A 13790-nucleotide genomic window follows, 5' to 3' on the forward strand; every position below is an offset into this window, starting at 1 on the left:
GGCTCCTTCAAGGCTTGCGCTTCGCGCCAGGTGCGACGACCTCAAACCACAGCGTCTCCATCACGGGGCGGTCAAGCTTCGCGGGATTCGCGGCATACCATCTGTCCAGACTCTCGCGCACCGAGTCCAGTGTCTGGTTTTGCAGCCCGGTCGAGAACCGGGGAACCAGGGTCTGAGTGTCGTTCAACTTGCGCTTGTCCTGATACGCGCGTTCGACTTGCAGCAGGTTGGCAACGCCCAGCAGAAAGGCTTTCTTGTGGCTGGCGTCTGATTCCGTCCATTGCTTCCCCGTAATCAGGGGCGCCGGATCGGCGGGTTGGGCCACGCCAGGCGTGGTGAACAGCAGGGACAGCGCAACGGCTGTCGGGGCTAGCAGGTGTTTCACTTTCATCGCAACGCTCCTCGCGGGCTTAAAAGATAAAAAACAACCTTTCGACGCCGAGTTCTTCCCGGGCACGCAATGTGTCCATTGAAAAAAACGGGTTCGATCAATTTATGCTCGAAAGAGGGCAACCGCAAGCAGAATGCAACAGGTGGCGCGCCCAGACAGCCTGAGTAAAATGCCGCCTTGGCGCTGGCAATTTCTGGCGCCACGGATAGGACGCATGCGACCCGGTTTTTCCTGTCGATACCCCCGCTTTGCCACAGCCGCCGATGTCGGGCGGCTGTTGTTGTTGCTGTTGCTGGTGGCGCGCGCCTGGGTGCCGGTGGGTTATATGCCGGATGCGGACGCGTTGCGGCAAGGGCGGCTGGCGCTGGGATTCTGCTCGGCGGGTGGCGGGACGCTGGCGGCGCTTCAGGCGCTATCCGTGCAGCAAGACCATCATCAAGTCCCACATCAAGACCCACAGCTAGGCCTGCATCAAGACCCGCACCAAGACCCGCAGCTGGACCCGCATCATGGCCACCATGACCCTGGCGCGGGCCATGGCGACACGAGCGGGGCGGGGCAAGAGTGCCCGTTCGGCTTAAGTGCCCATCAGGTATTGGACGTCCCGCCGGTTGTGGCGCTGGCGCCCATGCTGTTGCGCTGGCTGGCGCAGAAACCGTTTCTGGCGGACAGCCCGCGTCCGCCCATGCCCGCCGCAGGTCCGCCGCTGGGGCAGCGGGCGCCTCCCTCGATTTTCGAATAACCGTTTCTGTTGTGCGCGCATCGCGCACGTGACGGCCGCCCGGGCAGGGCTGCGCCGTCGTATTTGAAACCCGGATCGAATTCCTATTCGGCATCCGTATTCGACATCTGTATTCGAGGCTTCCATGTCCACCCAAACCCTGGATTCCCCCGCCGCCGCGCCTGCGCGCGCGCAAACGGCGGGACGCAGCGCCGTGCTGGCGCTGATCACGCGCCTGCATTTTTACATTGGGCTGTTCGTCGGCCCCTTCATCCTGGTGGCCGCCGTGACTGGCACGCTGTTCGTGCTGACGCCCCAGATCGAAAGCCTGCTCTATGCAGACCAGCTCCGCACGTCGTCCACCGGCCCGGCCCAGCCGCTGGCCAAACAGGTCGAGGCCGCGCGCGCCCGCATCGGCGAGGGGCCACGTCTGTTCGCCGTGCGCCCCGCGCCGGGGCCGGGCGACACCACCCGGGTCATGTTCACGCAGCCGGGGCTGGGCGATTCTGAAAGCCGGGCGCTGTTCGTCGACCCGGCCACGCTGGACATCAAGGGCGACATGATCGTCTACGGCACCAGCGGCACGTTGCCGTTTCGCACCACGCTGGACTATCTGCATCGCAACCTGATGCTGGGCGAACTGGGCCGCAATTACAGCGAACTGGCCGCGTCCTGGATGTGGCTGGCCACCTTGGGCGGGCTGGTGCTGTGGCTGGCCGGCCGCCGCCGAGCGGCTGCCGCCAACACGGCACGCAGCCCGCGCTTGCGCACGCGGCGCTGGCATACGCTGCTGGGTTTGTGGCTGGCGGTGGGCCTGATGTTCTTGTCGGCCACTGGCTTGACGTGGTCGAACTGGGCGGGCGGACGCGTGGATCAACTGCGCGCACAGCTGGGCTGGATCACGCCGTCGGTGTCGTTGAAACTGCCGGTGGCGGGGGATTCGGCGGGCCAGGCAGCGCCTGCGGAGGCGGGCGGCGAACACGCGCATCATCACGGCGGCATGGCGGGAATGGCTTCGATGTCCATGCCGACGCCGGCCGCGGCGGGCGATATCGACCGCATCTTGCAGACGGCCCGCCAAGGCGGCATTGACAGCAATCAGCTGGAAATCCGGCCGCCGCGCACGGCGGATCAGGCGTGGACGGTACGTGAAGTTGACCGTTCCTGGCCCACGCAGGTCGACACCATCGCGATTGATCCGGCCACCTACACCATCACCAGCCGCGCCGACTTCGCCACCTTTCCGCTGATCGCCAAACTGATCCGCTGGGGCGTCGACATGCACATGGGCATTCTGTTCGGCTGGCCGAATCAGCTGCTGATGGGCGCCATTGGCATCGCGCTGACCGTGATGATTGTGCTGGGCTATCGCATGTGGTGGCTGCGCCGGCCGGCGGCGGGTGCAACGGCGCAAACGCTGACGCAAGCCTGGGCGGGCCTGTCGTGGCCGGGCCGCATTACGGCGGCGGCGTTGGCGGCGGCCTTGGGATGGTGCCTGCCGGTGATGGGCGTGAGCCTGCTGGCGTTTGTGGTGGTGGATGCGCTGCGGTCGTGGCGCGTTCAGCCGCCGTCGCCGCCCACGCGCCGCGCATAGCTGGCCAGCACGATGCGCTCGGACTGCGCCAGGTAGTCCTTGAGCGCATCGGCGGCCACGCCGAACTCACCGGCTTCCACCCAGCGCAAGATTCGCGCATTCATTTCGGCGTAGGGCGCGTGCAGGAATTCCGGGTCTTGCAACAAGCCGAAGACCAGCCGCAGCTCGGCCAGCAGCAACGAGAACATGGCGTTCAGGCGGTCGCTGTCGGCCAGTTCCACGATAGCCATATGAAAGGCCATGTTGGCGGTGCCCAGGCCCGTCCAGTCTTGTTGTTCACGGCAGGCCAGGGCGTTGTCCACGGCTTGCCGCATGCGCTGGCGCGCCGGGTGGTGCGGGTAAGCCTGCGCCAGCGCCTGGCATTCAATCATGCGCCGCACGCGGTAGATGTCGATGATGGACGCCATGCTGGGTACCGCCACCGCCACGCCCCGGTTAGGCGAATGCGTCAGCAAGCCTTCCTTGGTCAGATTGCGGAACGCTTCACGCAAGGTATTGCGCGATACGTCCAGACTCTGCGTCAGCGTCGCTTCGGACAAGCGTTGTCCGGGCGCGAACTCGCCATTGATCAAACGGCGTCGGATCTGTTCGGTGACTTTATCGGTCAGGGTCTGGTGCGCGTTCGGATCAATCATGGGCACGAATGGGCGGGGGAAAAACCGGAGTGTATCCGACAGCCCCGCCATTTTGTCCCTCAATATTGCCTTTTTCGTACTGTGCTGGGGCAAATACTGATAGGCAGTCGTGTCTATTCTGATCTACCATTCAATCCGTTTTGTAGAACACATCTGTAACTACGGTTCTACAGCTGTCTACCCGCCGGTGAATTGAGAATAGTGACATGGCACGGATTGATTTGAACAGCGACTTGGGCGAAAGCCTGGGCGCCTGGAGCATGGGCGACGACGCCGCAATGCTTCGGGTGGTTTCCAGCGCCAACGTGGCCTGCGGTTTTCATGCGGGCGACCCGGCCGGCATCCTGACCACACTGAAAGCGGCCGCCGCCAATGGCGTGACCGTGGGCGCGCACGTGTCCTATCCGGACCTGACCGGTTTTGGCCGCCGCAATATGGATGTGGCCAGCGCCGACCTCATCGCCGATGTCATCTATCAGATCGGCGCCCTGAAAGGCCTGGCCGCCGCCGCTGGCGTTCCGGTGCGCTATGTGAAGCCGCATGGCGCGCTGTACAACACCATTGCGCACGACGCGCGCCAGGGCAACGACGTCATCACGGCCATGCTGGAGATTGATCCGTCGCTGATTCTGGTCGCGCTGGCCGGTTCGCCGCTGATCCCGCTGGCGCGCGAACGCGGCTTGCGTGTGGTGGCCGAAGCCTTCGCCGACCGCGCCTATACGCCGCAAGGCACGTTGGTGTCGCGCCGTGAAAAGGGCGCCGTGCTGCATGATCCGGAAGCGGTTGCGCAGCGTATGCTGCGTCTGGTGGAAGAGGGCGTTGTTGAAGCAATCGACGGCAGCCTGACGCGCGTTCAAGCGGATTCCATCTGCGTACACGGCGACAGCCCCGGCGCGGTGGACATGGCGCGTGAAGTGCGCCGCCGCCTGGAGCAAGCTGGCGTGGCGATCAAATCGTTTGCTGACGCGGCCTGAACGCTTATCTGCCGCCATTTCCCACTGACCACTGACGTTGCCCCGGAAATTTCCGTCTAGGAGACTGCGTGCGCTTTTTGCCCGTAAACACCGATGCGCTGCTCGTTGAGCTTGACGATCTTGAGCAGACGCTGGCCCTGTTCGCCGCGCTACAGACGCAGCCGATTCCTGGCGTGACCGAGCTGGTGCCGGCTGCGCGCACCGTGCTGGTCATCTTCCGCCCGGAAGCCGTGACCCGCGACGCGCTCATTGCCGACATCGGCAGCCGCGACACCAGCGGCCACGTCGCACGCGACGGCAAGCTCGTTGAAATTCCCGTGCACTACAACGGCGAAGACCTGGACGACGTGGCCGGCCTGCTCGGCATCACGCGCGACGAGGTCGTGCGCCGGCACACGGGCGGCACCTACAGCGTGGCGTTCACCGGCTTTGCGCCGGGTTTCGCGTACTTAAGCGGTGGCGACCCCACGCTGGATGTGCCGCGCCGCAAGACGCCGCGCACCCGTATTCCCGCTGGCGCCGTGGCGCTGGCAGGCACCTTCAGCGGCGTGTACCCGCAAGCCAGCCCCGGCGGCTGGCAGATTCTTGGCGTAACGCCGACCCCCATGTGGGACTTGTCGCGCGACACGCCCGCCTTGCTGCAACCCGGTTACCGCGTCCGGTTCATCGACGCCGGCCCGTTGCCCGCCGCGTCCGATACCCCGGCCGCAACCGCGTCCGCCAGCGCCCCGCGCATGGCTGGCGGATCGCCGGCAATCGACGTGGTGGCATCCGGCCTGCAAGCCGTGTTCCAAGACTTGGGCCGCCCCGGCCAGGCGCGCCAGGGCGTGGCCGCATCGGGTGCGATGGATCGCGGCGCGTTGCGCGCCGCCAACCGGCTTGTGGGCAATGCGCCCGGCGATGCCTGCATTGAAATCGTCTACGGGGGTTTTCAGATGCGTGCGCATGGCGCGTGCGTGGTCGCCGTGACGGGTGCGCGTGGCGAACTGACGTTGCGTGACACGTCTGGCGCCAGCTGGTCCGTGCCAGGCCATCAAGCCATTGCCTTGAACGACGGCGACACGCTGTCGCTGGGCCAGCCCGACGCCGGCATCCGCTATTACCTGGCGGTGCGCGGCGGCTTTGATATCGAGCCCGTGCTGGGCAGCCGGTCTACCGATACCTTGGCCCGCGTCGGCCCCGAGCCCTTGGCCGCTGGCGACCGCATTGGCATTCTGCCGGCCGGGCAGGGCGCTATCGTGGGCGCGCCGGAATTGCCCGCGGCAGACTTGCCTGTTCAGAACACCGAGGTGGTGCTGGACGTGGTGTTGGGGCCGCGCACCGATTGGTGCGATGCCGATGCCGTGGCGTTGCTGTCGCGCCAAGCCTGGACCGTCACCCCGCAATCCAACCGCGTCGGCATCCGCTTGAATGGCGATACGCCGCTGCAACGCGCCAACCACGCCGAACTGCCCAGCGAGGGCACGCGCAAAGGCTCGATCCAGGTGCCGGCCAGCGGCCAACCCGTGCTGTTTCTGGCCGACCATCCGCTCACGGGCGGCTACCCGGTGATCGGTTCCGTTGCCCCCTGGCACCTGGACCGCGCGGCGCAGATTCCCATTGGCGCGCGTGTGCGCTTCAACCCCGTTTCCGACTTCGTCCCGGTTGATGTCCCCGCCGCGCCGGTCACAACGAATTAACCAGACCCATGCCAGCCATGAAGAAAGTCCTGATTGCCAACCGTGGCGAGATCGCCGTCCGCATCATCCGCGCCTGCGCCGACTACGGCGTGAAGTCCGTCGCCGTCTACGCGGATGCCGATTTCGACGCCCTGCATGCGCGCATGGCCGACGAGGCTTACGGCCTGGACGGCGACCGTCCGGCCGACACGTATCTCAACATCGACAAGCTGCTTGCCGCGGCGCGCCGCAGCGGCGCAGATGCGGTGCACCCGGGCTATGGCTTCCTGTCGGAAAGCGCGGTGTTTGCGCGCGCCGTCATCGGCGCTGGCCTGACGTGGATTGGCCCGTCGCCCGACACCATCGAACGCCTGGGCGACAAAGTCCAGGCCCGCAAGATCGCATTGGAAGTCGGCGCGCCGCTGGTGGCTGGCACGGCCGACCCCGTCACTGGCGCCGAAGACGTGCTGGCGTTTGCGCAAGAACACGGCTTGCCGATTGCCATCAAGGCGGCGTTTGGCGGCGGTGGCCGCGGCCTGAAGGTGGTATGGCGCATGGAAGACGTGGCCGAACTCTATGAGTCGGCCGTGCGCGAAGCCGTCACCGCCTTTGGCCGTGGCGAATGCTACGTCGAACAATTCCTGGACCACCCGCGCCACGTCGAAGCCCAGGTGCTGGCTGACCAGCACGGCAAGGTCGTGGTGTTGGGCACGCGTGATTGCTCGCTGCAACGCCGCAACCAGAAGTTGGTGGAAGAAGCGCCCGCGCCGTTCCTGTCTGACGACCAACGCCAGCGCATCCATGCATCGGCGCGCGACATCTGCGCGCACGCCGGGTATGTGGGCGCAGGCACCGTGGAATTTTTGCTGAGCGCGTCGGGGGCCATTTCGTTCCTGGAGGTCAACACGCGCCTGCAAGTGGAACACCCCGTCACCGAAGAAACCTGCGGGCTGGACCTGGTGGTGGAGCAGCTGCGCATTGCCGATGGCCTGCCGCTGCAAATCGACGCCGAGCCCGCGCCGCGTTGCCACGCCATTGAATTCCGCATCAATGCCGAAGATGTGGGCCGGGGTTTCCTGCCGTCGCCGGGCCGTATCACGACCTTCGCCGCGCCGTCGGGGCCGGGCGTGCGTGTGGACAGCGGCGTGGAATCGGGCTCGACCATTCCGGGCACGTTCGATTCGCTGATGGCCAAGCTGATCGTCACGGGCGCCACGCGCGAACAAGCCATTGCCCGCGCCCGCCGCGCCCTGGCGGAATTCCGTATCGACGGCGTGGCCTCGGTGCTGCCGTTTCATCGCGCGGTGTTGGCGCATGACGACTTCCTGGGCGACGGCGCCAGTTTCAAGGTGCATACGCGCTGGATCGAAACCGATTTTGCCAATGACCTGGAAGCCGCCGTGCGTCCGGCGCCGTTGGGCGCGGTGAACCTGCACCGCACGGCGGTGGAGATTGACGGCAAGCGCGTGTCGCTCGGGCTTCCGGCCGAGTTGCTGCGCGGCCTGCAATCCGCAGGCGCAGCGGCAGCGGGCGACAGTGCGGTTGGCAATGCGGCGGCCACGGCCAGCGCGCAAAGCGTGGCGGCCCCCATTGCCGGCACCATCCAGGCCTGGAAAGCCGGCGACGGCGCCACCGTCAAGCAAGGCGAGCTGATCGCCACGATGGAAGCCATGAAGATGGAAATGCAGGTGCTGGCCCATCGCGACGGCGTGCTCAAGCACGAAGCCGCGCCGGGGCAGGCGGTGGCAGCGGGCGCGTCGATTGGCCGTATTGACTGAGCAAAAGCGGGCCGCCGCCAACGGCCCTATCGCCTACGCGGCGGCGCTCACCCTCCGAGCCGCCGCCGTAATCGCCAGTTCGAAATAACAGAAGTCTTAAAACAGTATTAGACGAGAAGCACGCACGCCTTCCATACTCCTTTTGCCCCCTTAGCCGGGGACGCGGCGCACCAGACGCCGACGTAAAACATCAAGGAGACAAGCGTGATACAGCGTTATCAGTTGGTCGTGGACGGCCGTCGCGTGCCTGCCGCCGACGGGCGGATGCTGCAAAGCACCAACCCCTATACGGGCGAAGTCTGGGCCGAAATTCCGGATGCCGGTCCGGAAGACGTCGCCCAGGCGGTGGCCGCCGCCAACCGCTGCTTTCAGACCGTCTGGCGCGATACGCCGGGCGTGAAACGCGCCGCATTGATGCACAAGCTGGCGGGGCTGATCGAAGCGTCGGCCGACCGCATGTCGGCGATCGAAAGCCGCGACAACGGCAAAATCGTTCGCGAAACCCGGCCGCAGATGCTGTGGGTAGGGCGCCAGCTGCGCTACTTCGCAGGCTATGCCGACAAGCTGTTCGGCCAGCATGTGCCGCTGGACCAGCCCAACACGCTGGACTATGTCTCGCTGGAACCCTACGGCGTGGTGGCCTTGATCACCGCGTGGAATTCGCCGTTGGCGTTGCTGGCCAATAAGCTCGCGCCGGCATTGGCTGCGGGCAATTGCGTGGTCGTCAAACCGTCTGAGCATGCATCGGCATCCACCCTGGAATTTGCGGCGCTGGTCGAGGAAGCGGGCTTTCCCCCGGGCGTTTTCAATGTGGTGACTGGCGGCGCACGTACCGGCCGGGCTCTTGTCGAAGACCCGGGCGTGGCGCTCGTCAGCTTCACCGGCAGCCCGCAAGTGGGCCGCGAAATCGCCGCCATGGCCGGGCGCCGGCTGGTTCCCGTGAAGCTGGAACTGGGCGGCAAATCCCCCAACATCATCTTTGACGACGCCGACCTGGAACGTGCCGTCGTCGGCGCCTTGGCCGGCATCTTCGGCGCGACGGGCCAAACCTGCGTGGCCGGTTCGCGCTTGCTGGTGCAGCGCGGCGTGTATGACGAAGTGGTTGCACGCCTGACCGAACGCGCCGGCCGCATCCGGCTGGGCGACCCGGCCAACCCGGAAACCGAAATGGGTACGGTGGCCAACGAGCCGCAATTCCGCCGCATCCTGGACGCCATCGAAACGGCAAGAAGCGCAGGCGCACGCCTGGTGTGCGGTGGCGGACGCGCACGCGGCCCCGGTCTGGAAAGCGGCTACTTCATCGAACCGACCATCTTTGCCGACGTCGACAACGCCAGCCACCTGGCGCAGGAAGAAATCTTCGGCCCGGTGCTGGCCATCATTCCGTTTGACACCGAAGACGACGCCATCCGCATGGCCAACGACAGCCGCTACGGCCTGGCCTCGGGTCTATGGACACGCGACCTGAACCGGGCGTTGCGCGTGTCGCGCGCCATGCAAAGCGGCACGGTCTGGGTCAACACGTACCGCGCGTTGGGCGCGCAGGCGCCATTTGGCGGCTTTAAGGAATCTGGCATTGGACGCGAGCGCGGCGAGGCAGGTTTAAAGGAATACCTGACCACGCGCAACGTGATGATCGATTATTCCAACGATGTGCGCGACCCGTTCGCCATCCGGACCTGATCGCACCGCAACCAAGGACGAGACATGAACAAAGAACAACGCGACCCGCGCGGTCTTCGCGTCGGGCTGTCACGCCGTTCGCTGTTGTCGGCGGTGTGTGCGCTGGCGCTGATGGGGCCGGCTTTGGCCAACACGGGGCAGGGCGGCTACCCGGCCGGCCCCATCCGGCTGGTGGTGCCGTTTCCGCCTGGCGGCTCGGTGGACACCGTGGCGCGCACGCTGGCGCCGCAATTGGAAAAGCAGCTGGGCCAACCGGTCGTCATCGAAAACCGGCCCGGCGCCAGCAGCGTGATCGGCGCGCAGCACGTCAAGCAAGCCAAGCCCGATGGCTACACGCTGTTGCTGAACGCGTCGTTGCAGATGGCCAACCCCTCGTTGCTGACCACCGCCACTTACGACGCCATCAATGATTTTGTGCCCATCACCGAAATCGGCGCGTTGCCGCAATTGCTGGTGGTGAAGGCCGACAGCCCGTACCGCACGGTGGCCGACCTGATCGCCGACGCCCGCAAGCGGCCGCGCGAAGTGCAGTGGGCCATCGCCGCGTTTGGCGCGGCGGGTCATCTGGCGTGTGAATTGGTCAACGTCGAAGCCAAAGTCGACATGCCGGTGATTCCGTACAAGGGCGGCGGCCCCGCGCTGGTGGATCTGATGGGCGGGCACGTATCCGCCATGATCGAACCCATGGCGTCCGCCTACCCGCATGTGCAAAGCGGCCGGCTGCGCGCGTTGGCGGTCACCAGCGACCAGCGCCTGGCCTCGCTGCCCGACCTGCCTACCGTTGCCGAAAGCGGTTTCCCCGGTTTCGACATGCCCAGCTGGTACGGCTTGTGGGCGCCCGCCGGCACGCCGCAAAGCGTCGTCAACCGGGTGCAGAAAGAAGTTCGCCTGGCGTTGCGCGACCCCGTTGTTGCCGAAAAGCTGGCGTCGATTTCGTTCCAGCCCGTGGGCTCATCGCCCGACGAGTTCGGCCAGTACGCCTCTAGCGAATTCAGCAAATACAAAACCTTGATCAGCGCCGCCCGCATCAAGGCAGATTGATCCTGCGCGGCGCGTTACCCAATTCGAAACAGGAGCAGTGATGAAAGAACAACTGAACTTGGGCTTTATTGGCCTGGGCGTGATGGGCGAACCCATGAGCATCAATCTGGCGCGCAAGTCGGGCCAGCCCGTGCACGTGTATGACCGCGCGGCCGATGCCGTGGCGCGCGTGGTTGCGCAAGGCGGGCAGGCGGCGGCGTCGGTGGCTGACGTGGCCGGTCACTCCGACATTGTGTTCTTGTCTCTGCCGTCGATCGACCAGGTGGAGTCGGTGGTGGACGAGATTCTGGCGTCGCCCAAACGGCCGGGCATGATCGTGGACATGAGCACGAGCGACGTGGCGCGCACCCGCGCCTTGGCGGCGCGGCTGCGCGAGGCCGGCATCGGCTTCGTGGACGCGCCGGTGGCACGCACGAAGCAGGCCGCGGTAGCCGGCACCTTGATGATCAGCGTGGGCGGAAGCGAAGCGGACGTTGCCCGTTTGCGCCCCATGCTGGAATGCATGGGCTCGGACGTGCTGCATTGTGGGGACACGGGCAGCGGCCAGATTCTGAAAATCCTGAACAACATGATGGTGTTCATGACGGTGAACGCGCTGGCCGAAGTGCTGACGATCGGGCGGCGCAGCGGCATGGATGGCGAAAAGCTGTTCGAACTTTTGTCGCAAGGGTCGGCCGACAGCTTCGTGCTGCGCAACCACGGCATGAAGTCGATGGCCAAGGATGAGTTTCCCGAGAAGACCTTTCCGCTGACCTACGCCATCAAGGACGCGAGCCTGGCGCTGGCGTTGGCCGATAGCGCCGACTTCAAACCGCACATCGCCCAGTACGCGCACGACCTGATGTGCCGGGCGCGCGATGCGGGTTATGCGCAGAACTACCACCCGGTGACGGTCAAGCTGATCGACGGGCGCGGCTAATCGGGCTCGGCCAGACGCGGCAGCAGTTGCGTAGCGATGCGCCGCGTCAGGTCAGACGCATGCTTGTCGCTCCAGATGGCTTCCATGCGCACCTGGCCGGCGGTGCCCGCCAGTTCGCGAAAGCACACGCCGGGATAGGCGCTGGACGCGTACGCGCGCGGCACTAGCGCCACGCCGAACCCCAGCCGAACCATCTGAAAAATGGTCAGCGGATTGCGGGCGGTGTGCTTGAACGACGGGCTGAAGCCGGCCTCGTAGCAAGATGCGACGATGGCGTCGAACACCGCCGGGCCGCTCTCGCGCGCCAAGGAAACCATCGGTTCTTCCGCCAGTTCCGACAACGCGAAATCGCCCGTGGCCAGGCGGTGTCCCAAGGGCAGCACCACGGCCAGCGGCTCGCGCAGAATCGGCACGCGCATCAGTTTGCTGCGGTCGGGGCGCACGTGCACGATGCCGATATCCATTTGCCCATGCGTCACGGCCGACACCTGATCATGCGATTGCATATCCGCAACGGACACCTCCACGCCGGGGTAGGCGGCCTTGATCATCGCCAGAAAACGCGGCAGCACATTGAAGAGCGCAGACGTGGCCACCCCCAGCCGCAACACGCCCGCATCGCTTTGCGCAGCCCTTACCGCAGCGCCCACCGCCGTGCGCATCTGCCCCAGCAGCAAGCGGCTTTCGCGCAGGAACACGGCGCCGGCGTCGGTCAGCTTGACCTCGCGGCGCGTGCGGTTCAGCAATTGCACGCCCAGCTCTTCCTCTAGCAGCTTGATGTGCAGGGACAGCGGGGGCTGCGACATATTGAGCTTTTCGGCGGCGCGGCTGAAACTCAGCTCCTCGGCGACCATGACGAAGTAACGCAACTGCTTCATGTCCATGACGGCTTGCCTCGTGGTTCGGGGCGAGACGGGCCATAGCCCATCCCGGTGGGATGTGGCGCAGCATAGCCCCTATCCGCCCATCCGCCCATCCGCCCGTCAGCCCAGCAGACCGGCCAGCTCACGTACCGGCGTATCGTCATCGGCCGCCAGCAGCGCTTGCAGAATGGTCTCAACGCGGTCGGCCGGCAGCCGCAATGCGGCGTTAGCGCGAAACTTGGCCGCAATGTCGTCCAGGCTGAGCGCGCGTTCGCCGCTGCCCAGATTCATGGGCACATTGCGGTGCAACACCGAACCGTTCTTCAGATGCACGCGCAGCGCGCCCGAGAAATACTTGGGGAACGCGGTGTCGGCCTGCACCGCGCATTGCACCTTGGCCGCCAGCGCAAGAATGGCGGGGTCGGCCAGGCTGGCGTCGTCCAGTTCCGCCAGCGTGAAGCGGCCCCGCAGCAGGCAGGCGGCGACGACGAATTGCGCGCTGAACTTGGCTTCGTAGTCGGAACGCGGCAAGATTTTTGACGCGTGGGGTTCGGCCACGATGGGCAAGGTTTGCGCGGGCAATTCGCATTCAATGCGTGTGATCTGGCCCACGTCTCCCACATCGGCGCGCAACGCCAGCGCGGCTTCGGCGGCGCCGTGAATGAAGTGGCATACGGGATACGGCTTGATCGCAGTCTCCAGCAACGTCCAGTGTTCGCCCAGATCTTGCGCGATGGAGTCGGCATCGACCTCGGCCGCGCGCGCTTGCAGGTACGCGTCGAAGAAACCGAACTTGCCTTCAAAGGGCCGGTCAGGGCCGTGAAAGCCCGCGCCCGCCATGTGCGCGGCGGTGATGCCGGCCATGGCGCCCCAGCCCGGGTGCATGCGTTTCGTCCACGCGCCGGTTTCCAGAAACACCTGCACGCCGGACGCGGTGCTGGCGGTAATGCCTTGGGCGGCCACCAATTGCGGCACGGTCAGGCCCAGCAACTTTCCGGCGACCACCGCCGAGCTGAAGTGCGACACCACGCCCGTCGCGTGAAACCCCACGTGGTGAAAGCCGCCCTTGACCGCGCGGCCCAGCCGGATGGCGGTTTCCATGCCGGCGGCGTAGGCGGCCAGCACATCGCCCCAGCGCGCGTCGGTAGCCTGGCCGATGGCCAATGCGGCGGGCAGGCAGGCGACGGTGGGATGGACGATGGCGGCGGGGTGCGTATCGTCAAAATCAAGGCCGTGCATCAAGTACCCGTTGGCCAGCGCAGCGTCGCGCGGGGCTAACGCCATGTTGGCGCCCACGACCGTTGCCTCTCCCGGCGCGCCAGCCGCACGGATGCCCGCCAGCGCGGGGCCTGCAAAGGGAAACGTGTTGGACGCGAACGCCAGGCCGATGGCGTCCAGAATGTGTTGGGTGGACTTGTCGCGTACGGCTTGGGGCAAGGCAGCGGGGGTGAGTGCGTGCGCAAACCGGGCCAGCGCCTGGGCAGGGTTGGCCGACGGCGGCGTCAAAGTAGAAGCGTGGTGCATGGTCGTGAG

The 13790-nt window shown here is 65.9% G+C and carries 12 protein-coding genes; 8 read left to right on the top strand and 4 right to left on the bottom strand.

The window, feature by feature from the left end; translation table 11 throughout:
- Positions 1-7 precede the first annotated feature (7 nt).
- The gene (locus HV765_RS03075) at positions 8-391 is read right to left on the bottom strand and encodes a hypothetical protein (RefSeq protein ID WP_082387214.1); all 384 of its coding nucleotides are present in this window, start codon (positions 389-391) and stop codon (positions 8-10) included.
- 214 nt (positions 392-605) lie between these two features.
- Between HV765_RS03075 and HV765_RS03080 the strand changes: the two genes are divergently transcribed.
- Both HV765_RS03080 and HV765_RS03085 read left to right on the top strand, forming a co-directional pair.
- A complete protein-coding gene (locus tag HV765_RS03080; protein ID WP_254600420.1) occupies positions 606-1133 on the top strand; it encodes a hypothetical protein in 528 nt (175 codons plus the stop codon).
- 124 nt (positions 1134-1257) lie between these two features.
- Positions 1258-2706 carry a PepSY-associated TM helix domain-containing protein gene (locus tag HV765_RS03085; protein WP_175168740.1) on the top strand — a complete coding sequence of 483 codons (1449 nt, stop codon included), beginning with the start codon at positions 1258-1260 and terminating at the stop codon, positions 2704-2706.
- Here the strand turns inward: HV765_RS03085 and HV765_RS03090 are convergent.
- Entirely contained in the window at positions 2673-3341 is a 669-nt protein-coding gene (locus tag HV765_RS03090) for a GntR family transcriptional regulator (RefSeq protein WP_054426776.1), read from the bottom strand. The genes HV765_RS03085 and HV765_RS03090 overlap by 34 nt on opposite strands.
- A gap of 206 nt (positions 3342-3547) precedes the next feature.
- On the opposite strand from HV765_RS03090, the gene HV765_RS03095 reads away from it, so the two are divergent.
- The 6 genes from HV765_RS03095 to HV765_RS03120 all read left to right on the top strand — a co-directional run bounded on the left by HV765_RS03095 (position 3548) and on the right by HV765_RS03120 (position 11394).
- The gene (locus tag HV765_RS03095) at positions 3548-4315 is read left to right on the top strand and encodes a LamB/YcsF family protein (RefSeq protein ID WP_175168741.1); all 768 of its coding nucleotides are present in this window, start codon (positions 3548-3550) and stop codon (positions 4313-4315) included.
- A 68-nt stretch (positions 4316-4383) separates the two neighbouring features.
- Positions 4384-5994 (top strand): 5-oxoprolinase subunit B/C family protein, encoded by a 1611-nt coding sequence (locus HV765_RS03100; protein ID WP_175168742.1) that lies wholly within the window; start codon positions 4384-4386, stop codon positions 5992-5994.
- Between the two features lie 17 nt (positions 5995-6011).
- Positions 6012-7751 carry an acetyl/propionyl/methylcrotonyl-CoA carboxylase subunit alpha gene (locus tag HV765_RS03105; protein ID WP_175168743.1) on the top strand — a complete coding sequence of 580 codons (1740 nt, stop codon included), beginning with the start codon at positions 6012-6014 and terminating at the stop codon, positions 7749-7751.
- Between the two features lie 204 nt (positions 7752-7955).
- Positions 7956-9434, top strand: a complete 1479-nt coding sequence (locus HV765_RS03110; protein ID WP_338060081.1) for an aldehyde dehydrogenase — start codon at positions 7956-7958, stop codon at positions 9432-9434.
- 24 nt (positions 9435-9458) lie between these two features.
- Complete coding sequence (locus tag HV765_RS03115) at positions 9459-10475, top strand: Bug family tripartite tricarboxylate transporter substrate binding protein (protein ID WP_054426772.1); 1017 nt, start codon at positions 9459-9461, stop codon at positions 10473-10475.
- A 40-nt stretch (positions 10476-10515) separates the two neighbouring features.
- On the top strand, positions 10516-11394 hold the full coding sequence (locus tag HV765_RS03120; protein ID WP_175168744.1) for an NAD(P)-dependent oxidoreductase: 879 nt from the start codon (positions 10516-10518) through the stop codon (positions 11392-11394).
- Here the strand turns inward: HV765_RS03120 and HV765_RS03125 are convergent.
- Together HV765_RS03125 and HV765_RS03130 are read right to left on the bottom strand one after the other, a co-directional pair.
- A complete protein-coding gene (locus HV765_RS03125) occupies positions 11391-12278 on the bottom strand; it encodes a LysR substrate-binding domain-containing protein (protein WP_054426770.1) in 888 nt (295 codons plus the stop codon). The genes HV765_RS03120 and HV765_RS03125 overlap by 4 nt on opposite strands.
- Before the next feature lie 99 nt (positions 12279-12377).
- Positions 12378-13781, bottom strand: a complete 1404-nt coding sequence (locus HV765_RS03130; protein WP_175168745.1) for an MmgE/PrpD family protein — start codon at positions 13779-13781, stop codon at positions 12378-12380.
- Between the last annotated feature and the right edge of the window lie 9 nt (positions 13782-13790).

This window comes from Achromobacter kerstersii (genome assembly GCF_902859595.1).
Classification (GTDB): domain Bacteria; phylum Pseudomonadota; class Gammaproteobacteria; order Burkholderiales; family Burkholderiaceae_B; genus Achromobacter; species Achromobacter kerstersii.

Excerpts from the sequence above, each read along its gene's own strand:
- HV765_RS03075 (WP_082387214.1), bottom strand. The coding sequence starts at position 391 with ATGAAAGTGAAACACCTGCTAGCCCCGACAGCCGTTGCGCTGTCCCTG.
- HV765_RS03080 (WP_254600420.1), top strand. The coding sequence starts at position 606 with ATGCGACCCGGTTTTTCCTGTCGATACCCCCGCTTTGCCACAGCCGCC.
- HV765_RS03085 (WP_175168740.1), top strand. The coding sequence starts at position 1,258 with ATGTCCACCCAAACCCTGGATTCCCCCGCCGCCGCGCCTGCGCGCGCG.
- HV765_RS03090 (WP_054426776.1), bottom strand. The coding sequence starts at position 3,341 with ATGATTGATCCGAACGCGCACCAGACCCTGACCGATAAAGTCACCGAA.
- HV765_RS03095 (WP_175168741.1), top strand. The coding sequence starts at position 3,548 with ATGGCACGGATTGATTTGAACAGCGACTTGGGCGAAAGCCTGGGCGCC.
- HV765_RS03105 (WP_175168743.1), top strand. The coding sequence starts at position 6,012 with ATGAAGAAAGTCCTGATTGCCAACCGTGGCGAGATCGCCGTCCGCATC.
- HV765_RS03115 (WP_054426772.1), top strand. The coding sequence starts at position 9,459 with ATGAACAAAGAACAACGCGACCCGCGCGGTCTTCGCGTCGGGCTGTCA.
- HV765_RS03120 (WP_175168744.1), top strand. The coding sequence starts at position 10,516 with ATGAAAGAACAACTGAACTTGGGCTTTATTGGCCTGGGCGTGATGGGC.
- HV765_RS03125 (WP_054426770.1), bottom strand. The coding sequence starts at position 12,278 with ATGGACATGAAGCAGTTGCGTTACTTCGTCATGGTCGCCGAGGAGCTG.
- HV765_RS03130 (WP_175168745.1), bottom strand. The coding sequence starts at position 13,781 with ATGCACCACGCTTCTACTTTGACGCCGCCGTCGGCCAACCCTGCCCAG.